This window comes from Serratia sp. BW106 (genome assembly GCF_002607755.1).
GTDB classification, from domain to species: domain Bacteria; phylum Pseudomonadota; class Gammaproteobacteria; order Enterobacterales; family Enterobacteriaceae; genus Serratia; species Serratia proteamaculans.
The window spans coordinates 1-21431 of the sequence record NZ_MCGS01000036.1 but is presented as its reverse complement, the minus strand read 5'-3'; the positions used below and the strand labels follow the sequence as shown (position 1 = coordinate 21431).

Here is a 21431-nt window from a genome sequence, read left to right as displayed (position 1 = left end):
ATGGAGGCGCATTATAGGGAGCTGGTTCAGAATGACAAGGGTTTATATTCACTTTTTATCTGACAGCTCACTATTCATGCATAACGTCTACTAAACCCGCTTTTTGATGGCTTCCGGCAGGTCTGCCAGGCTGTTTAACACCCAATCCGCCAGTTTCTCACCTTGTTCAGTGACCGGTTTGCCGGTACGCACCAGCACTTTGGTCCCAACACCTGCTGCGATTGCTGCCTGCATGTCTTCCGGTTTGTCGCCAACCATATAAGAAGCAGCCATATCAATGTTCAATTCCTGCTGCGCCTGCAATAACATGCCCGGTTGAGGTTTACGGCAGTCACACACCTGACGGAACTCTTCTATTACTGCTTCTGGGTGATGCGGACAGAAATAGATGCCATCCAGGTCAACATCACGATCGGCCAGCGACCAGTCCATCCACTCGGTCAGGTACATAAATTGCTCTTCGCTGAACTTGCCGCGTGCGATGCCGGACTGGTTGGTCACCAAGACCAGAGCAAAGCCCATCTTTTTAAGTTCACGACAGGCGTCAATCACGCCATCAATAAAGTGGAAATTATCGATTTCATGGACGTAGCCATGGTCAACATTAATCGTGCCATCACGATCGAGGAAAATTGCTGGAACGCTTTGTGTCACCGGTTTGCTCCTGAGGGCCTGAAAACGCGGACAGTATCGCATGTTTTACCCAGTGCTGAGAACGGCAGAGAACCGCGTTGATCGTTGACTTAGACGTCTAGACGCCTTAACATCTGATCCATACCTTGGTCCACGCCAAGGTTTACTTTTATCTAGCCACGGGCAACCACGCTAAAATAAGAAGAATATGATTAAACTTTCTAACATCACCAAAGTGTTCCAGCAGGGTTCGCGCACCATTACCGCGCTCTCTGACGTGACTCTTCACGTCCCTGCCGGGCAAATTTATGGCGTTATCGGTGCATCAGGTGCCGGTAAGAGCACGCTGATCCGCTGCGCCAACATGCTTGAGCGCCCAACCTCCGGCCAGGTGCTGGTTGATGGACAGGATCTGACTTCGCTGTCTGAAGGCGAACTGACGCGCGCTCGCCGTCAGATCGGCATGATTTTCCAGCACTTTAACCTGTTATCCTCCCGTACGGTGTTTGGCAACGTTTCATTGCCGCTGGAATTGGACAGCACTCCCCGCGCTGAAATCAAAAAACGCGTAACTGAGTTGCTGGAGTTGGTCGGGCTGTCAGACAAACATGACGCCTACCCAGCCAACCTGTCGGGCGGCCAGAAGCAGCGCGTGGCAATTGCCCGTGCGCTGGCAAGCCAACCCAAAGTTTTGTTGTGTGATGAAGCCACCAGCGCGCTGGACCCGGCCACCACCCGTTCCATTCTGGAACTGCTGAAAGACATTAACCGTCGTCTCGGCCTGACCATCCTGTTGATCACTCATGAAATGGACGTGGTTAAACGAATCTGTGATCAGGTTGCGGTTATCAGTCAGGGTCAATTGATTGAGAAAGACAGCGTCAGCGAGGTGTTCTCCCACCCGAAAACCCCGCTGGCCCAACAGTTTATTCAGGCCACGCTGCATTTGGATATCCCGGATGACTACGCCAAGCGCCTGGCACCGGAACGCAGTGGCGGCCGTCAGCCTCTGCTGCGTCTGGAGTTCACCGGCCAGTCCGTTGATGCACCGCTGCTGTCAGAGGCCGTCCGTCGCTTCAACGTTAACAACAACATTATCAGTGCGCAGATGGATTATGCCGGCGGTGTTAAATTCGGCGTGATGCTGGCAGAGCTGCACGGCAGTGATGAAGACGCGCTGGCAACGATTAAATTCCTGCAGGAAAATCAGGTAAAAGTAGAGGTTCTGGGTTATGTCTGAGGCAATGATGTGGTTAATGGCACGTGGCGTGTGGGAAACCGTCATGATGACCTTTGTCTCCGGCTTCTTCGGTTTCGTGCTTGGCCTGCCGGTTGGCGTGCTGTTGTATGTGACCCGTCCCGGGCAAATCGCCGCCAACAACACGCTATATAGAACGCTGTCCGGCCTGGTGAACGTTTTCCGTTCCATTCCGTTCATTATTCTGCTGGTGTGGATGATTCCATTTACTCGTTTGATCGTCGGTACCTCGATCGGTCTGCAGGCAGCTATCGTTCCGCTGACCGTGGGCGCGGCACCCTTTATTGCCCGTATGGTCGAGAACGCCTTGCTGGAGATCCCATCCGGTCTGGTAGAAGCTGCCCGTGCGATGGGAGCGACGCCAATGCAAATCATCAAGAAGGTGCTGCTGCCGGAAGCCCTGCCGGGCCTGGTCAACGCCGCTACCATTACCTTGATCACTTTGGTGGGTTATTCCGCCATGGGGGGCGCAGTAGGCGCAGGCGGTCTGGGACAGATTGGCTATCAGTACGGTTATATCGGTTATAACGCCACAGTAATGAATACCGTATTAGTATTACTGGTGGTGCTGGTCTATTTGATTCAGTTCTTCGGTGACCGGATCGTCAAGGCCGTCACCCATAAATAACTTTTACAGCAACTGCGCTTACACAGCGTATTTCAAATGCGAGTCTAATGAGGAAGGGATATGTCGTTAAAATTTAAATCCATCGCGGCAATCGGCGCACTGATCGGTACTCTGGCTCTGGCAGGCTGCGGTCAGGAAGAAAAAGATCCAAACCATATCAAAGTCGGCGTAATCGTGGGTGCTGAACAGCAGGTCGCTGAAATCGCGCAAAAAGTGGCAAAAGAGAAATACGGTCTGGACGTCGAACTGGTGACCTTCAATGACTATGTGCTGCCAAACGAAGCGCTGAGCAAAGGGGATATCGATCTGAACGCCTTCCAGCACAAACCGTACCTGGATCAGCAGATCAAGGATCGCGGTTACAAGCTGGTGTCGGTCGGTAACAGCTTCGTTTACCCGATTGCCGGTTACTCCAAGAAAATCAAATCGCTGGACGAGCTGAAAGACGGTTCTCAGGTTGCCTTGCCTAACGACCCAACCAACCTGGGCCGTTCCCTGCTGCTGCTGCAGAAGGTTAACCTGATCAAGCTGAAAGACGGTGTTGGCCTGCTGCCAACCGTGCTGGACGTGACTGAAAACCCGAAAAACCTGAAGCTGGTCGAGCTGGAAGCCCCACAATTGCCACGTTCACTGGACGATCAGCAAATCGCCCTGGCGGTAATCAACACCACTTACGCCAGCCAGATTGGCCTGACTCCAGCAAAAGACGGTCTGTTTGTTGAAGATAAAGACTCACCGTACGTTAACCTGCTGGTTGCCCGCGAAGACAACAAAGATGCGGAAAACGTGAAGAAATTCGTTCAGGCTTACCAGTCTGACGAAGTGAACGAAGCGGCTAACAAGATCTTTAACGGTGGTGCAGTTAAAGGCTGGTAATCATTAATTACCGAATTTATTCCTATAATTGCAGGACGGGCTACGGCCCGTCTTGTTATTTCCACCATAGATTGCTTCAATAGCGCCACTTACCTATTCCATCAAGGCAGAGGAATCTCAATGCGTGCTTTACCTCTCTGTTTGTTAGCGCTTGCGCTGGCAGGGTGTTCGTCGCAGCGTTTTGCGCCCCCGTCAACAAACAGCACCAGCAAACCGGTAACAACCACTCCGACGAAAACCACGCCAGCAGCACGTCCGGCCCCGGTTAAACTGTACAAAAGTGCAGAAGAATTAGTGGGTAAACCATTCCGCGATCTGGGTGAAGTCTCTGGCGAATCCTGCCAGACAACGGTACAGGATTCACCGCCGAATCTGGCGACCGCCCGTAAGCGTATGCAAATCCGCGCCTCTTATATGAAGGCTAATGCCGTGCTGTTGCATGACTGCCAGATTGTCAGCGGTGTTGCCGGCTGTTACCAACAGGCTATTTGCCAGGGTTCAGCGCTTAACGTTTCGTCCAAATGACCGAATTTGTTTTCAATCAGATCGGTACCATCCGTTCACCGTATAAAGAAAAGTTCGCCGTTCCCCGCCAACCGGGGTTGGTCGAAGACGGTGGCGGTGAGTTAGTGCTGCTGCCGCCCTATAATCAGGCGGAAGCGGTACGCGGCCTCAGTGAGTTCAGCCATCTGTGGGTGATGTTTATTTTCCATCAAACCATGGAAGGCGGCTGGCGGCCCACCGTCCGGCCACCCCGTCTCGGCGGTAATGCCCGGATGGGGGTATTTGCCACTCGTTCGACCTTCCGCCCCAACCCGCTCGGCATGTCGCTGATCGAATTAAAAGGCGTACGGGTGCAGGGCGGTGAAGTGGTGCTGGAGTTGGGCAGTCTCGATCTGGTCGACGGCACGCCGGTGGTGGATATCAAACCCTATCTGCCGTTTGCCGAAAGCCAGCCGCAGGCCCGCGCCGGGTTTGCTCAGGCAGCACCCGCCGGGGATATGCCGGTATGCTTTGCCCCAGAGGCGGAACAACAGCTGCAGCAACATCAACAGCGTTATCCGCACCTGCGGCGGTTCATCAGCCAGGTGCTGGCTCAGGATCCGCGTCCCGCCTACCGCAAGGGGCAATCAGCGGAACGGGATTATGCCGTCTGGCTACTGGATTTCAACGTGCGTTGGCGAGTGGTGGATCAACAAACCGAGGTGCTGTCTCTCGACCTGCGTTAAAATTCCACCGTCTCTCTTTTGACAACCCGCTCGCACTGGTAAACTAAATTACTTTCGAAAATTTTGGCTGCCCTACTACTGGCAGCCGGTTGCAATTTGCAGTTCTAACGGAACCAAAACACCATGCGTACTAGCCAATATCTGCTCTCCACTCTGAAGGAGACACCTGCCGATGCCGAAGTGATCAGCCACCAGCTGATGCTGCGCGCCGGGATGATTCGCAAGCTGGCCTCCGGTCTTTATACCTGGCTGCCAACCGGCCTGCGCGTTCTGAAAAAGGTTGAAAACATCGTTCGCGAAGAAATGAACAATGCTAACGCGATCGAAGTTTGCATGCCGGTGGTACAGCCTGCCGATTTATGGCAGGAAAGCGGCCGTTGGGAACAGTACGGCCCTGAGCTGCTGCGCTTTGTTGATCGCGGCGATCGTCCCTTCGTGCTGGGTCCAACCCACGAAGAAGTGATCACCGACCTGATCCGTAACGAGATCAGCTCTTACAAGCAGCTGCCGATGAACTTCTTCCAGATTCAGACCAAGTTCCGTGATGAAGTGCGCCCACGTTTCGGCGTTATGCGCTCGCGTGAATTCCTGATGAAGGACGCCTACTCGTTCCATACCTCACAGGAATCTCTGCAGGCAACCTACGAAGCAATGTACGAAGCCTACAGCAAAATCTTCAGCCGTATGGGTCTGGACTTCCGTCCGGTGGATGCCGATACCGGTTCGATCGGCGGTAGCGCATCACACGAATTCCAGGTGCTGGCCGACAGTGGTGAAGACGATATCGTGTTTTCCACCGGCTCCGACTTTGCCGCCAATATCGAACTGGCAGAAGCGGTTGCCCCGGCCGAACCTCGTGCTGCAGCCAGTGAAGAACTGCGCATTGTGGATACGCCGAATGCCAAAACCATCGCCGAGCTGGTAGAGCAATTCCAACTGCCGGTGACAAAAACCGTCAAGACGTTGCTGGTACGGGCCAAAGAAGACAGCGGCCACAAGCTGGTTGCTCTGCTGGTGCGTGGCGATCACGAACTGAACGAAATCAAGGCCGAGAAGCTGCCGCAAGTTGCTGCTCCGATAGTCTTTGCCACCGAAGAAGAGATCCGCGCCATCGTGGGTGCAGGCCCAGGCTCACTCGGTCCGGTCAATTTGCAGGTTCCCGTGGTTGCCGATCGCAGCGTAGCGGCGATGAGTGATTTTGGTGCAGGTGCCAACATCGACGGTAAACATTACTTCGGTATCAACTGGGAGCGCGATCTGCCGCTGCCACAGATTGCCGATATCCGTAACGTCGTAGAAGGCGACGCCAGCCCGGATGGTAAAGGCACGCTGCTGATCAAGCGCGGTATCGAAGTGGGTCATATCTTCCAGCTCGGCACCAAATACTCAGAAGCGATGAAAGCCACCGTACAGGGCGAAGACGGCCGTAATCAGGTGCTGACCATGGGCTGCTATGGTATCGGGGTCACCCGCGTGGTCGCTGCCGCTATCGAGCAGAACCATGACGAACGTGGCATCATCTGGCCGGACGCTATTGCGCCGTTCCAGGTGGCGATTCTGCCAATGAACATGCACAAATCCTTCCGCGTGCAAGCGCTGGCAGAAGAGTTGTACAACACGCTGCGTTCCCAGGGTATCGACGTGATCCTCGACGACCGTAAAGAGCGTCCAGGCGTGATGTTCGCGGATATGGAACTGATCGGCGTACCGCATTCTATCGTGATCGGCGATCGTAACCTCGACAGCGAAGAGATTGAGTACAAGAACCGCCGTGTCGGCGAGAAGCGAATGATTAAAACCGGCGAAGTCATTGATTTCCTGCTGGGACAGATCAAGCGCTAATCCGCTATTGCAGAAACTAAAAACCCGCCTAGGCGGGTTTTTTTATGGCGATTATTTGCTATCGCAATTTTTACTGCGGTCGAAGGCGATTTTTCCGTCCGGCACCAGTGCCTTCTCGGTAAGCCCCTCTTCCATTGACGGCTGAACGCTAAAGTGGCCATTCAGGGTCAGGAACACCGGTTCACCCGGCGTTTTGTACGCCTTGGCATAACCCTGCTCCAGCGCAATAGTATTGTCGACCGGGAAAGTCTTACCGGTGGCGCAGTCTTTAAACACCGCCGCATCCGCCATGTAGGTGTAGCTGCCTTTCAGCGACATCGGCGTTTTGGGCAAGGCTTTTTCTACCGGATCAAGGCGGTAATTTAGCTGCGACTCAATCGGCATGCCGGTTTGATCAAGCATTTCCAAACTTTTACCTACCGGACGGAAATAGCGCTTATCACCACGGCTGTCGGTCAGCACCAGCTTATCGGCGGTACGCGCCCATTTGCCGTAGTCAGCAAAGGTTTGATCGCCGTCTTTGGTGCCACGATAGGTTTCCTGCAGCACGAAAGTGCCGTCTTTATCCAGGAACAGATTGGTATCCAGACCACCGCAGTCAGCACAAGGCAGCACGCCCTGATAACTTTGCTGCATCGCCTGAAGAAGTTGTTCTTTCGGCTGGTAGTGGTTATTACATCCCAGTAACGAAAGTGCCCCTGCCGCTAAAAACAGGGCCAGTGTAATTTTTTTCACAGTTATTCTCCTACTGTGTTCATGTGTCCTTAACTACGGATCTTGCCGCGCAGCGCTTTAGTCGCGCCTTTGCGTACCTTGCCTTCCAGACGACGTAATTTTGCCCCTTTAGTGGGCTTGGTCGCCTTGCGTGTTTTTTCCACCACCATCGCCTGCTGGATCAACGTAACCAGTCTGGCCAGCGCCGCCTCGCGGTTTAATTCCTGGCTGCGATATTCCTGCGCTTTGATAATCACTACGCCATCGGCGGTAATTAAATGATTATTCAGGGCCAGCAGCCTTTCTTTATAATACTCTGGCAGGCTGGATGCCCGGATGTCAAAGCGCAAATGGATAGCCGTTGAGGTTTTGTTCACGTGCTGGCCACCCGCGCCCTGCGCGCGGATCGCCGTCAACTCCACTTCGTTATCCGGTATGGCTACGTTTCTTGACAGTTCAAGCACCGGTCACACCTGTGCCTGTTGCCATTCGGCAAACTGGATTTCCAGACTATTCTGAGCGTCAGAAAGCCAGATAGTTCCCTCTTGCAGCGTGGCCTGCAGCGTCATATTGCGGCTGACCAGCGCCGCCAGCTTGCCTAATTGTTCATCATCCAGAAAACGGATGCTTAGGTTTTTGTGGTTTGCCACTTTGCTCTGCATCGATTGCCACCACACGTGGCCCGCGCGTTCGCCGTAAGCGTACAGCACCACGCGCGGTGACTGGTTGCAGGCTTTCTTGATGCGTTTCTCATCCGGCAGGCCCATTTCGATCCACATTTCCAGCCCGTTATGATCGTTACGTCGCCAGATTTCCGGCTCATCATCGGCGCTCAGGCCTTTGGTAAACACCAGACGCTCATCGGCATGGCAGATCCAGGCCAGCAGACGCAGCATCATGCGCTGTTCAGTTTCAGAAGGATGTTGGGCCAGAGTGAGCGTGGCGTCGTGGTAGAAGTGACGGTCCATATCAGCGATATTGACCGTGGCTTTATAAATAGTAGCTTTCAGCGCCATGGGTGACCTCATTATTATCAGGCGACAGTGTACTAGATTTGGCCCAACCGCGGCCAGCACGGCCGGGCAAAGCCCGGTGCGAAAGCCGCGCTGAGGTGCTAATAACTCCACAATAGCTGTGCTATAGTCGTCTAGGATAGAGTCAAGCTCCGAGTGCCTGCGCCTCATCGCTATAGGGCTTCGATGACGCAGAGGTTCTTAAGGGAGGAAACTGTGCAACAATACTGTGAGTTAGTACGCCGTTTTTACGCCGAGATCGGCAGTGGTGATCTCGGCTACGTGCCTGATGCGTTAGCATGTGTATTAAAGGCATTGGACGAAGTTGCTGCGAATAGCACGCTACCGTCCTCCGTTAGGGAACAGGCGGCCTTTGCCGCCGCTAACTTATTGGTGAGCGACTATGTTGATGAATGATGAGTACCAATCCATCAATTGCGATGACTATGAAAGCCTGGAACTCGCCTGTCAGCATAACTACATTCTGAAGCTGGAGTTACGCGACGGAGAAAAACTCGAAGGCAAAGCCACCGAGCTGAAGTTTACCAAGGGCGTTGAGTACCTGATTATCGATCGGGCCGGCGATGCTCTCAGCTTGCGTCTGGATCACATCCTCAGTTTCAGTCATCCGGAAATCGGTACCGTGGTCGTCAGCCTGTCTGATTGATTTAGCGGTAACGCCATCCCAACAGGGCAGCCCAACGGCTGCCCTCGTCATTTGTAGCTTCAGGCTGGCCTAGGGTTTGAGACTGGCATAGTAGGCCGCCAGATCGGCAATATCCTCATCAGACAGCGCGGAAACGTAGGCTTTCATCACTTCCGCCTGCCCCCCGTTACGCTCGCCTTTCTTGTACGCCTGCAACGCATGCTCCAGATACATGGCATTTTGCCCTGCCAGGTTCGGGTACATGGGCATTGAAACCTTCCCTTCCGCCCCGTGACAGGCCATACAACTGGCGGATTTATCCTTGCCAGCAGCCGCATCGCCCGCCGCCATCGCCGGCAAACTGCACAACCCCAACATCACTACCATTGCGCTCACAAATTTCATCATGGTTCCTCAGTCTATTATTATTTTTTACGCCAATGCAGCCGCCAGGGTTGCTGCCCTTCGGGCACTTGTCCGGCCTCGCTGACAAAAACCCCCAACGCAGCGATAAGCTGGTCATCATAATAGATCAACGGGATACGCTCACGCTGCCACGGAGGAATACCCAACTCCTGCCACAGTTTTTTGATCGGTCGCGAATGCGTGCGCCCAAGAATGCGGTGTTTGCCCTGAGCGGTAAAACGAATGCTGACTTTTTGCTGGGGTTGCGGCGCGCACAGGCAAATATCGCCCTCTCCACTGACCAGCTCACCCAATCCATCCGGCAGTGTCAGCGGGCCTGCCAATGACCAGCTTAGCCAGATATCATGCAGATCCGCCATCAGTGGCAGCAAAGACAGGCGTCGGCGGAAGCGGCGGATCTGATATTGCCCCAGTTGTAATTGCGGTTCGGCATCAGCGCGGCTAAGCGCCACTTCGTCCCATAGCCGTTGCAACTGTTCGCGTGAAGGCATGGTAACGCCAAATAACGCGATCCAACGGCGCAACAAAGCAAAACGCCGGGCTGGCGAACACGTCAGTAACCCATCAATCGCCAGCGTACGGTCTTCGTCGAGCAACAAGTGCAGTTGCTCTGCCAGCAGCTCATCCAGTAATTGCTCCTGCTCGGCACACAGGCTGGCGCTACGCGCCGTCGCAGCGGCAAAGTGCGGCCAGCGCTGGTTGAGCAACGGCAATATCTGCAGGCGCAGAAAATTGCGGTCGAAGCGCGAGTCCTGATTACTGTCGTCGTCAATCCAGCTGAGCTGATGCTGCTGCGCGTAGGCTTCCAACTGCTGGCGAGAGTGACCCAGCAGTGGGCGCAGCAAGCTATTCTCCCCCAGCGCCGTCTGTACAGCCATTGCCGACAGGCCCGCCGGCCCGCTGCCACGCTTTAGTGCCAACAGGAAGGTTTCACACTGGTCGTCAAGGTGTTGTGCGGTAAGCAAGACTTCATCGGCCGCCAGCGTAGAGGCAAAAGCAGAATAGCGTGCCGCCCGGGCTGCGGCTTCGATCCCCCCGTGCTGGCTATCAACCTGCACGTGCTGAACCACCAAGGGTAGCTGCCAGGCGGCGCATTGTTGCCGGCAGTGCGCCACCCACTGGTCGGCAAAAGCACTCAGGCCGTGATGCACGTGTACTGCACGAAGCTGCAAGTCTGGCAATTGCTGGCGTAACCCCACCAGCAGGTGCAGCAGCACGCTGGAATCCAGCCCGCCACTGAATGCCACCAGCAAGTGCCGGTGTGCGCCCAATTGGCGGGCAAGCTGTGCAGATAATTGATTGCTATTCATTGATTAGGCTTAATGACGTCCAGATAGCTGCACGTTAACCCCCGTCCTACCATCAATCAAGCATTAACCGCACGGATATGACGACCGGCCAGCAACCACCACATGGCCAACACTGCCACCACTGCCGCCGTGCATCCCAATGCCCACCAACCAATTTGTGCAAACAGGTGGACATAGGCCTGCGCCGTCGCTCCCGTAGCCGGGTCTTCAGCGGTTTGACCGGCGATAATGCCGGCCAGGTAATTGGCTATCGAGCCGGTGGTCAGCATATAAATACCGGTCAGCACCCCGGTAGCGCCGGGGATATTCAGCCGGGTGATTTGTGCCATGGCGACCGGATCGATAAACAGTTCGGCAAGCCCCATCACCGACAGCCCGGCGATCATCAGGCTCATTGACCCTTGGCCGTAACGGGCGTTAAGCGCCATCAGGGTAAAACCGACGCCAATCAGCAGCAAACCAAAGGCAAACTTTCCCCAAATACGCAGGGTGCGACTGCCATTGCCGTTACCCCGTACCAACCAGGCCAGCATCACACCGCCAAACATCACGGCAAAAGCGTTAACCGACTGGAACAATGCAGTCGGCACCGTCCAGGAAAACCATTGGCGGTCGACAAAGCGATCGATAAACAGACTGATCGAACTGCCCCCCTGCTGGGCAAAGGCCCAAAACAAGGTGCCCAACAGCATCAACATCACTATCTGCCACAACCCACGGCGCTGCACCGTTGTGGCCCGGGCCATAATACGTATCACCATCACTACCGCAGCAGCACACACCAGCATCAGCAATTGGCCGGCCAGATCGTAAATGAACAGCGCAGTGAAGAACAGCGGTGCCAATAACAGCATGGCACTTAGCCATACCCAGTTCGGTACCCGCAGCGTGGTAACGCACATCTGCGCCCGATCTACGCCGCGCGTATGGCTGAAATGACGGCTGCCGAACAAGAAGATCGTCAACCCGGCCAGCATGCCGATCCCCGCCAGCGCAAAGCCGACGTGCCAGCCGTAGCGTTCGGCCGCCAGTCCACAGGCAATGGGTGCCAGGATCGAGCCGACATTACCGGCGGCATACAGCAGTGAAAAGCCACCTTCACGGCGCGTGTCCTGCGGTTGATACAACTCGCCCAGCAGGCAACTGATATTGGATTTAAACAGGCCGTAGCCACAGATGATGATCGACAGTGCCAGGTAGAGTGAATGCGTCGAGACGGCGCTCAGACCGAGCACGATATGGCCCAACGTCATCAGTACCGCTCCGGCAATGACCGCGACGCGATTACCCAACAGGCGATCGGCAAGCAGGCCGCCGAGGATCGGTGTGACGTAGACCAGGGAAGCGTAGGCGCTATAGAGGCTAATGGCGCGGCTATCGGAATAACCAAGTTGGTGGGTAAGATAGAGAATAAGTAACGCACGCATGCCGTAAAAGCTGAAATATTCCCAAATTTGTATTGCTACGACATAGTAGATTGCGCGCGGCTGTGAGGGTGTTTTCATGGTTTTCTCCCATCAGTCGGTGAACGACAAAAGGGGAAGCGCAAGCGCCTCCCCCTGTGATTTCACTTATTTATCGTTTTTCAACACCTTCACGGTGTAACGTCCATCCGCCTGGCGATAGGCACCATGGATATCCGTTTCGAAGCCTGGATAATGCGCGCCGATTTCGCACAGCATTTGCAGGAATTCCAGCACCGGACGGCTTTCCTCGGTGAGCATTTCACCCGGCATCACCAAAGGAACACCCGGAGGATATGGCAGGATCATGTTGGCATTCACTTTGCCCACCATGTCTTCCAAATAAACCTCTTCCACTTCGCCGTGCAGCTCTTTCTGGAAGGCTTTGAACGGGTTCATCACCATCGCCGGCAGCACTTCAAAAGCGCGGTACATCAGGTCTGGCAGGTTATGGTGTTTCACCAGATTGTGAATGTTCTGGGCCAGTTCCTGGATGCGCATGTTTTCATAAAACTCTGGTGCTTCTTTGTACAGCGAAGGCAGCATGTTTTTCACCCGCAGGTTCAGATCGAACGAGCGTTTAAAGTCAGTCAGACCGCGCAGCAGGCTGAGAGCTTTGGTTTTGTCGATGCCGATGCTGAACAGGAACAACAGGTTATACGGGCCGGTTTTTTCAACAATGATGCCGTGCTCATCAAGGTATTTAGCAACCAGACTGGCCGGGATACCAAACGACTCCATTTCGCCGTCTTTGCTCATCCCAGGAGTCAGCATGGTGACCTTGATTGGGTCAAGGTACATATGCTCGTTATCAATACCTTTGAAACCATGCCAGGCGCTGTCGGAACGCAGTGGCCAACATTCCGCTTCATCAATGTGCTCTGGCTGCCAAACGTCAAAGAACCAGCCTTCAGACTCGACGTTCAGACGTTTGATTTCTTTACGGAACTTAATAGCACGTTCAATCGAACCGTTAATCAGACGCTTACCGGCATTGCCTTTCATCATTGCCGCTGCGGTTTCGGTAGAAGCCACGATGCCGTAGTGCGGTGAAGTGGTGGTGTGCATCATGTAGGCTTCATTGAAGGTTTCTTCGTTGATGTCGCCTTTCACGTGGATCATCGAAGCCTGAGAGAATGCCGCCAGCAGTTTATGGGTGGATTGGGTTTCATAAATCACCTTCCCTTCCACGCGGCCACCGCTCATACCGCATTTGCCTTTATAAATCGGGTGGAAATTGGTGTAAGGCACCCAGGCAGAGTCAAAGTGGATGGATTTCACATCCAGCGTGCTCTTGATAAAGTCGGTGTTATACAGCAGACCGTCGTAGGTTGAGTTGGTGATTACCGCATGTACCGGCCAGGTCGCGTTAGGCGTCTCTTTCACGCGTTTAGCGATAGTGGCGCGAGCAAATTCGCTCTGTGGAATACCACCGAGGATGCCGTAAGCATTACGGGTCGGGCGGAAATAGATCGGCGTAATGTCGCTCATCATCATCAGATGGGTCAGCGATTTGTGGCAGTTACGGTCAATCAGCACGGTGCTGCCGGCAGGTGCAGAGTACATACCGACAATTTTGTTGGCGGTAGAAGTCCCGTTAGTCACCATATAGCTGCGTTCAGCGTTGAAGACGCGAGCAATATACTCTTCAGCTTCTTTGTGCGGGCCGGAGTGATCCAGCAGTGAACCCAGTTCGGAAACCGAAATGGAAACGTCGGATTTCATCGCGTTCGGGCCAAAGAAATCATAGAACAGGCTGCCGACCGGGCTTTTCTGGAAGGCGGTACCGCCCATATGACCCGGAGTACAGAAGGTGTATTTACCTTCACGCACGTATTTGAACAGCGCTTTGGTCAGCGGTGGCAGAATGGTGTCAACGTACTCATCGGTATTCTGTTTGATCTTGTCGGCAATGTCGTTGGCCGCACCGAGCGCATATTCAAAGAAACGTACCTGCATACGCAGATCGTTCAGGCTGACGTCCAGCGTTGAATAGGTGTTGGCAAAGGCATACAGCGGCATGTACTCATTCAATTCGCTGATTTCTTGGCACAGCTCAAGGTTGTATTTATCCCAGTCAAAGATCACCCCGCACAAACGGGCATTATTCTCGATCAGTTTGAGCAGGTCTTCGCGATCGTTAGGGTAGACAATGCGGAAGTTCAGTTTTTCCAGCGCGTTGTGCAGTTCGCGGATGGGCTCTTCTTTGAAGTAGACACCCATGTGGTTCATGATAGCAATAACGTTCATAATCATTTCTCCAGGTAATGCGAGCCCCTTGCCATCACGGATGACAACAGTTGTTGCAAGGGGCTGAATTAAGAAGTGGGTTAGTGCGCTTTGGCCGTCGAGCTGTTGTCGATGGCTACAGCATTGGCTTTAGCTGTCTGACGGGTATTCATTTTGCGGGCGTAGAACATCAGGATGATCAGGCTGATGATGAAGGTGCCGGCCAGTTCGAACGATTCGGCCCCCATCAGTGCGATGAAGCAGAAGCCACAACCCAGAACCGATGCAACCAGGCTCAGCAGGTTACGGATATTGACGCCTTCAAAGCGGATCAGGTCTACGCAAGAGTAGAAGTAAGGCAACATGGTCAGCAGCACCGCAATACCGGTCAACATCCCGAAGAGATCGGAAGCTTTACCACCACCGGAGCTCATGGCAGTAATCAGCACCATCAGCGCGGTCATTTTGCAGCTGGCCAACAGCAGGCCTTTTCTAGGAATGCCGTTCTTATCCAGTTCGCCATACACTTTCGGGAAGTTACCGTCGTTGGCGGCACGGACCCCAGCCTGGCCAACCAGCATCATCCAAGAACCGAGTGAAGTCAGGCAGGCAAAGGCGGTGAAGGCAGAGACCAGAGGTGCGGCCCAGTTACCCATAATGGCAGAGGCACTGACGGCGAACGGTGCGCCGCTGGCAGCCATTTGGCTAGCCGGGAACATACCGCTCATCACCTGAGTGGCCGCAATGTAGATAATCCCGGCCAGCGCGGTACCCAGCATGGTTGCCAGCGGTACGGTGCGTTTCGGGTTTTTCACCATGCCAGTGCTCACGGCGGCAGACTCTACGCCGATGAACGCCCACAGACACAGCAGAATACTTTTGATTACCGCATGGCTGTCGGTGGTACCGGAAGTGTTCCAGTTAGCGTGATAGGTTGCAGCGTCGAACCAATGCCAGCCGGCAGTCGCGGTCACAATCACCGGGATCAGCACCAACACCAGGCCGAGGGTGGTCAAACGACTGACCCAGGTCCCGCCGAGCAGGTTAATAAAGGTGAACACCCACAAGATGGCGATACAGGCGATACCTGCCGGCACCGGATTGTTCAGCTCTGGGAAAAAGGTAGAGAGATAAGAAACTGCGGTAATGCCGATGGCCAAATTACCGATCCAGTTAGCATGGTAATAAAGCACGCCGGTCTGGAAACCAAATGCCGGGGAAATTTCACCAGCGTAAGCAATAGGACCACCCTGTTGTGGGTTTTTGGTGGCCAGACGCGCATAAACATAGGCCAGCGACATCGCACCAATAATGGAGATTACCCATCCCCAGATAGCGATAGAACCGAGACTTGCCAGGTTCGCGGGTAATAAGGCAATGCCGCTCCCCATCATATTACCGGCAACGACACCGGTGCAGGCAATAAGCCCTATTTTCTTGGATGAAGCCATGGTCAGTTTCTCCTGATTTTGATTTCTTATAAGTCTTGGTCGTTATGCAATTTTGCTAATGACCGGACTTGATAGTCAGGATGCTAATCATCGGCGGGAATAAAGTCCTAAAGATAAAGTGATATTACGCTCATGATCATACAAATGATAAATTGAGGTTTTTCATTAACAAATCAAGAGATAAACAGGCGGTCAAGAAAAGATAAACATTCAATAAAAACAACAAAATAGACATGTTAATTGCAATAACAAATGAGAATTAAAGAGGATGATTCATCAACGCGCGGGGTTATTTTACTTAACAAATAAAACACAATAAATAACACCGCCGAGCAATGATATCGCCCGGCGGTGTGAGATTATTGAGACTCTTTGTCTGGGTTGTAGTTTTCGAGGTAGGGAACTACGGTGTTAACTGAGGTATGGAAGACGGCATTGCGGATCCAATGCAAAGTATTCTCACCCGGGCGTAGATTAAATGCGGTGATATAAGAGTCTGCAGCCAAACGGTTATGACCCTGCATCTCATAAACCTTGCCGAGTAACACATAATTCATCCATGACATCTGCAGCTCGATACCCTTATTTATCGCCTGATACGCCTCATCGGTTTTCCCCTCCCCCAGCGCCTGTATCGTACGAATTTGCTGAATAATGGGGCTGTCTTTTAATGCCGGCAGCGCATCCAGGCGGGCGATCTCCGTCTCCAGTTGCGTCAGTTGCACGCTGTCAAAAGGTTGATAAGAGTTACGCAGCAAGTCCGCCAGCGCTTTTTCCGCCGCAACATAAATAAAGTCTGGAGAGTTTTTAGCCATTTCGCCCAACAGATTGCTGGCATGGGTCAGGGAATCGATATCCCCCTGGATCAGCAGCTGATGTGCCTGATAATACTGTTGCAGGGCTGGGCCGGAGTTGGGCAACAGCTGCATCAGGCGCTGCTGCAGGGGTGCCGGCCACGGCTGATTAAGTGCAACAGACAGACTGCTCAGGAAGTCTTCCTGGATTTTTAGCTGGTTGTCCGTGGTCACAAAGTAACGCTTGTCCAGCATGATCGAGCTGTCCGCATTGTCCACCAGCCGCACCGACAGGAAGCATTGTTGCGCGCGATAATGGCGCTGGTTGACGAACTCTATGGTCAGCGATTTACCCGAACTGCTGGGCCCGGTGTAGTTATAGTTGGTTTGATCGTGCACCAGGAAGGTGGAATAGGTATTCAGCGAATCCGTCACCACTTCGCTCAGGCCGACGACATAGGAAAGCTGCGGCGTCCAGTTACTGCAACTGTTGCCACCCTGAATGCGGATATCAATATCACGCGGGTTCATCAGCACCGGCATCGTGGATTCCGGTATGCGCTGTGACAAAGTGGCTATCGCCACAAACACCACGCAGGCACTCAACGCGGTCAGGAAAGCCAGCCAGACCCAGAACGGAGATTGGCGATAAAAAGGCGCCTTCGGTTTTGCTGCGGGCATTTTTGCCACGCTGGGTTTAGGCGGCTCATAATCTATGCCGTCGTCTTCACTGCCATCTTCCGGCTCATGAGTAATGACCGCCACCCGTGGCACCGCAGGCATCGTCGCCTCTTCCCCTTCACACCACATTACCGGGGCGGCCAGCTTATAGCCGCGTTTGGGCACGGTAATAATGTATTCCGGGCTGTTACTGTCCCCGTCTTTCAAGTATTTGCGCAGTTCGGAAATACTCTGGGTCACCACATGATTGGTGACAATGTTGCGCTTCCAAACGTTGTCGATCAGCTCATCGCGACTCAACACCACATCCGGATGTCGGGCGAAATATTGCAGCATATCGATTAAGCGGGGTTCCAACGCCAGTTGGCGCCCGTCACGGCTTATTTTGTTGTCTGCGGGAGTAACCAACCACTCACCAACGCGAAAAACAGGTTCTTGCATAGTGAAAATAACTCAAAAGGGGGTACGGCAAGCGCGGGATAATACCATATGAGGGCGTGGCCTGCGTCGATACGCCCCGATTAAGCATTCATACCTCATATAATTCTAGAGGTAGTCCATCAGGATCGCTGAAAAAAGTGAAGCGTGACTGGGTATAAGGATCGACACGCACCGGTTCACAAACCACCCCGGCAACCTGCAAGTGCTCGATGGCCTGCTCGATATCGTCGACGCTGAATGCCAGATGGCGCAGGCCACAGGCTTCCGGGCGGCTGACGCGGGCCGGCGGCGACGGGAATGAAAACAGTTCGATACTGTATTGACCATTGAGCGCCAAATCCGCCTTCCAGGAATCACGCTCTTCACGATAGAACTCACCCAGCAGGGTGAAACCCAGAATATCGCAGTAAAAATGCTTACTGGCAGCATAATCTGAACCAATGACTGCGATGTGATGTACCTGACGTAGTGCCAACATGGAGATGCCTCATGATCGTTTTGATGAGGCACGGTATCCGGCGACGCGGGCAACGTCAACGGCAAAAAGCCCCGCAGCATAAGGCGGGGCTATCATTCAGCTATCTATAATGCCACGGGCAGATCAGGCTTTAAGGTCAGCCAACGCTGCACCGTAGTTGATGTGCAGCACCTGCCCATCCACCACCAGCGCCGGCACGCTCTGTACTCCTGCTTTTTCTGCTTCGGCGATGCGCGCCGGTTTTTCACCCAGATGCACCACGTCCACCTGCACATCCTGGCTCAACAAACCCAACAACTGCTGCTCTGCGCTGACGCAAACCGGGCAACCGGCATGATAGAAAACGGCCTTAGTCATGATAATTCTCCTTGCTTCTGACTGTGATGAGTGAAATGAACTCACATTTAGTTTCGATTCGAAACAAAATGCACAATAAATCCTCGTTCCTGACTTGTCAATATAGTTTTTAATCGATACTATTTTCACAGCCTAATGAGGAGTACATATTGAGACTGTTTGATTTATTGGAGCGGCTGAATAGCCTGCAACGCAGCTGGCTGCGCAACCATGAAGAACTGGATAACCTGCCCCCGGTGCAGTTGAGCGCGTTGTATTATCTGGCACGCTGCAACCATTACTCCAACACGCCGATGGCAGTGGCGGAATATCTCGGCCTGACCAAGGGCACGGTATCGCAATCGCTAAAAAAGCTGGAAAGTAATGGGATGATCGCCCGTACTGCGGACGAGAAGGACCGCCGTAGCGTCAGGTTAAAGCTGACCGACAAGTCACGTGCATTGATGGATGCTCTGTTCCCACCGGCCTATTTACAAAATGCGCAGGATGCCATGCAGCAGGACGGTGGGCAGTTGCTGGAACTGTTGATGCAGTTACTGCGCCAGTTGCAAAAGCAGGATGATAACGTGGCGTTATTCGGCGAATGCCATCGTTGCCGTTATCACCAGCGGCAGGACGGCCAACCATTTTGTGGGCTGACGCAGGAACCGCTGCCATCAAGCAGCGTGAACCTGATTTGCCGGGAATTTGCTTAAGACAGCGGCGTTTTCAGCACCTTCACCAGATAACGTCCGTCCTCGGTCAGCTTCGCGCCATGGATATCGGTTTCAAAGCCTGGATAACGTTCACCGATCGAGCACAGCATCAGCAGGAAATCGAGTACTGCACGGCTCTCTTCGGTGATCATCTCGCCCGGCATCACCAAAGGTACCCCTGGCGGATAAGGCAGGATCATATTGGCCGCCACCTTGCCAACCAACTGATCCAGTTCGCAGGTTTCTACGTTGCCGCGCACCTGTTGCTGGAACATCTGATGCGGCGTCAGCTTCATTTCAGGCAGCACGTCAAACGCCCGCTGCATCAGGCCTGGCAGATCGTGCCGACGGATTAAACTGTGGATCCCGGCGGCAAGATCCTGAATGCGCATATTGCGGTAGAAATCCGGATCTTCAGCAAACAGATCCGGCAGCATGTTCTTCACCCGCAGATTGAGATCGTAAGCGCGTTTGAAATCGGTCAGACCACGCAGCAGGCTCATCGCCTTGGTTTTATCAATGCCGATGCTGAACAGGAACAGCAGGTTATAGGGCCCGGTTTTTTCTACCACGATACCGCGTTCATCCAGGTATTTCGCCACCAGCGCCGCCGGTATCCCGCTCTCTTCCAGCATGCCCAACTCATTCATGCCCGGCGTCAGGATGGTGACCTTGATCGGATCGAGATACATGTGGTCACGGTCGGTGTTGCCGAAACCGTGCCAGTTATCATCCGGGTTCAGTGGCCAGCACTGCGCCTCGTCGATCTCCTCCGGTTGCCAGATATCGAAGAACCAGCTATCGCTCTCCCCTCGTAACCGCTGTACCTCACGGCGGAAATGCAATGCACGCTCCACCGAGCGATTAATCAAACGCCGCCCCGGATTACCACGCAGCATCGCCGCCGCGGTTTCCATCGAGGCCACGATGCCATAATTCGGCGAAGTGGTGGTGTGCATCATATAGGCTTCATTAAAGGTGCTTTCGTCATAGTCACCCTTAATGTGGATCATCGAGGCCTGCGAAAACGCCGCCAGCAATTTGTGCGTAGACTGGGTTTCGTAGATCACCTTGCCGGGCGTGCGCTCACCGCTCATACCACTCTTGCCATCGTAAATCGGATGGAAGTTGGTATAGGGCACCCAGGCTGAGTCAAAGTGGATCGAGGGCACGTCCAGCGTCTGTTTGATGTAGTCGGTGTTATACAGCAAACCGTCATAGGTAGAATTGGTGATCACCGCATGCACCGGCCAACTGGCATTAGCCGTAGCCGCGACCCGGCCAGCAATGCTCTCATGGGTAAACTCATGCTGTGGGATGCCACCGAGAATGCCATAGGCGTTACGCAGTGGGCGCAGGTAGATCGGGACGATATCGCTCATCATCAGCAAATGGCATAAGGATTTATGGCAGTTGCGATCAATCAATACCGTGCTGCCGGTCGGCGTCGAATACATGCCGACAATTTTGTTGGCAGTGGAGGTGCCGTTGGTCACCAGATAACTCTGTTCGGCGTTAAAAGTACGCGCTATATACTCTTCGGCCTCCAGATGCGGGCCGGTGTGATCCAGCAACGAACCCAGTTCGGTAACCGAAATCGAAACGTCGGCTTTGAGAGTATTGGCACCGAAAAAGTCGTAGAACAAACAGCCGACCGGGCTTTTCTGAAACGCAGTGCCGGCCATGTGCCCTGGGGTACAGAAGGTGTATTTCCCTTCACGCACGTAGTTAAACAGCGCCTTGGTCAAGGGCGGCGTAATGGTATCGATATATTCGTCAGTGTATTGCTGGATGCGCTGGGCAATATCATCCGCCGCATTCAGGGCGTACTCGAAGAAATACAGCGCCATACGCATTTCATGCAGGCTGACATCAAAGGTGGAGTGGGTGTTGATAAATGCATACAACGGCAGATATTCATTCAGCTCGTTGATGTCACTGCACAATTCCAGGCTGTAATCGTCCCAGTCAAAAATCACTCCGCAAATGCGCGCGTTGGCCTCGATCAGCTTTAACAGGTCACCGCTGTTTTTCGGATACACCAGTTGGAAATCCATTGCAGTCAGTGCGGTGTGAAGCTCGCGGATCGGCTCGTCTTTGTAATAAACGCCCGCTGGGCTCATGATCGCGATGATATTCAACGGCTGCTCCTGTCAGTTAACCAGCAATCATCTATAACAACATGAAAAACCCGGACTGTGTACCCCAAAAGCTCCCTTTTCATCAGCCAAAAAAAAACCGCCCGGAGGCTAACACCGTTCACTTAA

The 21431-nt window shown here is 53.6% G+C and carries 22 protein-coding genes; 9 read left to right on the top strand and 13 right to left on the bottom strand.

Features of this window, described 5'->3' with window-relative positions:
* Nucleotides 1-90: 90 nt before the first annotated feature.
* Nucleotides 91-654 carry a D-glycero-beta-D-manno-heptose 1,7-bisphosphate 7-phosphatase gene (gene gmhB, locus BEI65_RS21485; RefSeq protein WP_099065031.1) on the bottom strand — a complete coding sequence of 188 codons (564 nt, stop codon included), beginning with the start codon at nt 652-654 and terminating at the stop codon, nt 91-93.
* Nucleotides 655-841: 187 nt separating this feature from the next.
* On the opposite strand from gmhB, the gene metN reads away from it, so the two are divergent.
* The 6 genes from metN (at nt 842) to proS (ending at nt 6466) form a co-directional block, all read left to right on the top strand.
* Nucleotides 842-1873: a methionine ABC transporter ATP-binding protein MetN gene (gene metN, locus BEI65_RS21480; RefSeq protein ID WP_099065030.1), complete on the top strand. Its 1032-nt coding sequence runs from the start codon at nt 842-844 to the stop codon at nt 1871-1873.
* Nucleotides 1866-2519, top strand: a complete 654-nt coding sequence (locus BEI65_RS21475) for a methionine ABC transporter permease MetI (protein WP_012146460.1) — start codon at nt 1866-1868, stop codon at nt 2517-2519. The genes metN and BEI65_RS21475 overlap by 8 nt, the downstream gene beginning before the upstream one ends.
* A 60-nt stretch (nt 2520-2579) precedes the next feature.
* Nucleotides 2580-3395 (top strand): MetQ/NlpA family lipoprotein, encoded by an 816-nt coding sequence (locus BEI65_RS21470; protein WP_004952177.1) that lies wholly within the window; start codon nt 2580-2582, stop codon nt 3393-3395.
* A gap of 120 nt (nt 3396-3515) precedes the next feature.
* The gene (gene rcsF, locus BEI65_RS21465; RefSeq protein WP_085118874.1) at nt 3516-3920 is read left to right on the top strand and encodes an Rcs stress response system protein RcsF; all 405 of its coding nucleotides are present in this window, start codon (nt 3516-3518) and stop codon (nt 3918-3920) included.
* Nucleotides 3917-4624 carry a tRNA (N6-threonylcarbamoyladenosine(37)-N6)-methyltransferase TrmO gene (gene tsaA, locus BEI65_RS21460; RefSeq protein WP_099065029.1) on the top strand — a complete coding sequence of 236 codons (708 nt, stop codon included), beginning with the start codon at nt 3917-3919 and terminating at the stop codon, nt 4622-4624. The genes rcsF and tsaA overlap by 4 nt, the downstream gene beginning before the upstream one ends.
* A 123-nt stretch (nt 4625-4747) precedes the next feature.
* Nucleotides 4748-6466: a proline--tRNA ligase gene (proS, locus tag BEI65_RS21455; RefSeq protein WP_099065028.1), complete on the top strand. Its 1719-nt coding sequence runs from the start codon at nt 4748-4750 to the stop codon at nt 6464-6466.
* A gap of 51 nt (nt 6467-6517) precedes the next feature.
* Here proS and nlpE read toward each other — a convergent pair whose 3' ends face one another.
* Genes nlpE through BEI65_RS21440 form a run of 3 tightly spaced genes read right to left on the bottom strand, consistent with a single transcriptional unit; the run spans nt 6518 to nt 8196 of the window.
* On the bottom strand, nt 6518-7201 hold the full coding sequence (gene nlpE / locus BEI65_RS21450; protein ID WP_099065027.1) for an envelope stress response activation lipoprotein NlpE: 684 nt from the start codon (nt 7199-7201) through the stop codon (nt 6518-6520).
* A gap of 29 nt (nt 7202-7230) precedes the next feature.
* On the bottom strand, nt 7231-7644 hold the full coding sequence (arfB, locus tag BEI65_RS21445; protein WP_099065026.1) for an alternative ribosome rescue aminoacyl-tRNA hydrolase ArfB: 414 nt from the start codon (nt 7642-7644) through the stop codon (nt 7231-7233).
* 3 nt (nt 7645-7647) lie between these two features.
* On the bottom strand, nt 7648-8196 hold the full coding sequence (locus BEI65_RS21440; protein ID WP_099065025.1) for a YaeQ family protein: 549 nt from the start codon (nt 8194-8196) through the stop codon (nt 7648-7650).
* Between the two features lie 213 nt (nt 8197-8409).
* On the opposite strand from BEI65_RS21440, the gene BEI65_RS21435 reads away from it, so the two are divergent.
* A complete protein-coding gene (locus BEI65_RS21435; RefSeq protein ID WP_012146467.1) occupies nt 8410-8610 on the top strand; it encodes a YaeP family protein in 201 nt (66 codons plus the stop codon).
* Nucleotides 8603-8860 carry a Rho-binding antiterminator gene (rof, locus tag BEI65_RS21430; protein WP_349289746.1) on the top strand — a complete coding sequence of 86 codons (258 nt, stop codon included), beginning with the start codon at nt 8603-8605 and terminating at the stop codon, nt 8858-8860. The genes BEI65_RS21435 and rof overlap by 8 nt, the downstream gene beginning before the upstream one ends.
* 69 nt (nt 8861-8929) lie before the next feature.
* Here the strand turns inward: rof and BEI65_RS21425 are convergent, their stop codons facing one another.
* The 8 genes from BEI65_RS21425 to BEI65_RS21390 all read right to left on the bottom strand — a co-directional run bounded on the left by BEI65_RS21425 (nt 8930) and on the right by BEI65_RS21390 (nt 18469).
* Entirely contained in the window at nt 8930-9247 is a 318-nt protein-coding gene (locus BEI65_RS21425) for a cytochrome c (protein ID WP_181575030.1), read from the bottom strand.
* Between the two features lie 17 nt (nt 9248-9264).
* Nucleotides 9265-10575 (bottom strand): tRNA lysidine(34) synthetase TilS, encoded by a 1311-nt coding sequence (gene tilS, locus BEI65_RS21420; protein WP_099065023.1) that lies wholly within the window; start codon nt 10573-10575, stop codon nt 9265-9267.
* A 56-nt stretch (nt 10576-10631) separates the two neighbouring features.
* Nucleotides 10632-12080 (bottom strand): dipeptide permease DtpD, encoded by a 1449-nt coding sequence (gene dtpD, locus BEI65_RS21415; RefSeq protein WP_099065022.1) that lies wholly within the window; start codon nt 12078-12080, stop codon nt 10632-10634.
* Between the two features lie 66 nt (nt 12081-12146).
* Entirely contained in the window at nt 12147-14288 is a 2142-nt protein-coding gene (gene cadA / locus BEI65_RS21410; RefSeq protein WP_099065021.1) for a lysine decarboxylase CadA, read from the bottom strand.
* An 80-nt stretch (nt 14289-14368) separates the two neighbouring features.
* On the bottom strand, nt 14369-15718 hold the full coding sequence (gene cadB, locus BEI65_RS21405) for a cadaverine/lysine antiporter (protein ID WP_099065020.1): 1350 nt from the start codon (nt 15716-15718) through the stop codon (nt 14369-14371).
* Between the two features lie 359 nt (nt 15719-16077).
* Nucleotides 16078-17634, bottom strand: coding sequence for a lysine decarboxylation/transport transcriptional activator CadC (cadC, locus tag BEI65_RS21400; protein WP_099065019.1), 1557 nt, complete (start codon nt 17632-17634; stop codon nt 16078-16080).
* Between the two features lie 88 nt (nt 17635-17722).
* On the bottom strand, nt 17723-18112 hold the full coding sequence (locus BEI65_RS21395) for a VOC family protein (RefSeq protein ID WP_099065018.1): 390 nt from the start codon (nt 18110-18112) through the stop codon (nt 17723-17725).
* Nucleotides 18113-18235: 123 nt separating this feature from the next.
* Nucleotides 18236-18469, bottom strand: coding sequence for a thioredoxin family protein (locus BEI65_RS21390; RefSeq protein WP_012146476.1), 234 nt, complete (start codon nt 18467-18469; stop codon nt 18236-18238).
* A 149-nt stretch (nt 18470-18618) separates the two neighbouring features.
* Between BEI65_RS21390 and BEI65_RS21385 the strand changes: the two genes are divergently transcribed.
* A complete protein-coding gene (locus tag BEI65_RS21385; RefSeq protein WP_099065017.1) occupies nt 18619-19164 on the top strand; it encodes a MarR family winged helix-turn-helix transcriptional regulator in 546 nt (181 codons plus the stop codon).
* Here BEI65_RS21385 and BEI65_RS21380 read toward each other — a convergent pair.
* Nucleotides 19161-21305 carry a lysine decarboxylase LdcC gene (locus BEI65_RS21380; RefSeq protein WP_099065016.1) on the bottom strand — a complete coding sequence of 715 codons (2145 nt, stop codon included), beginning with the start codon at nt 21303-21305 and terminating at the stop codon, nt 19161-19163. The two genes, BEI65_RS21385 and BEI65_RS21380, sit on opposite strands and share 4 nt — an antisense overlap.
* Nucleotides 21306-21431: the final 126 nt, after the last annotated feature.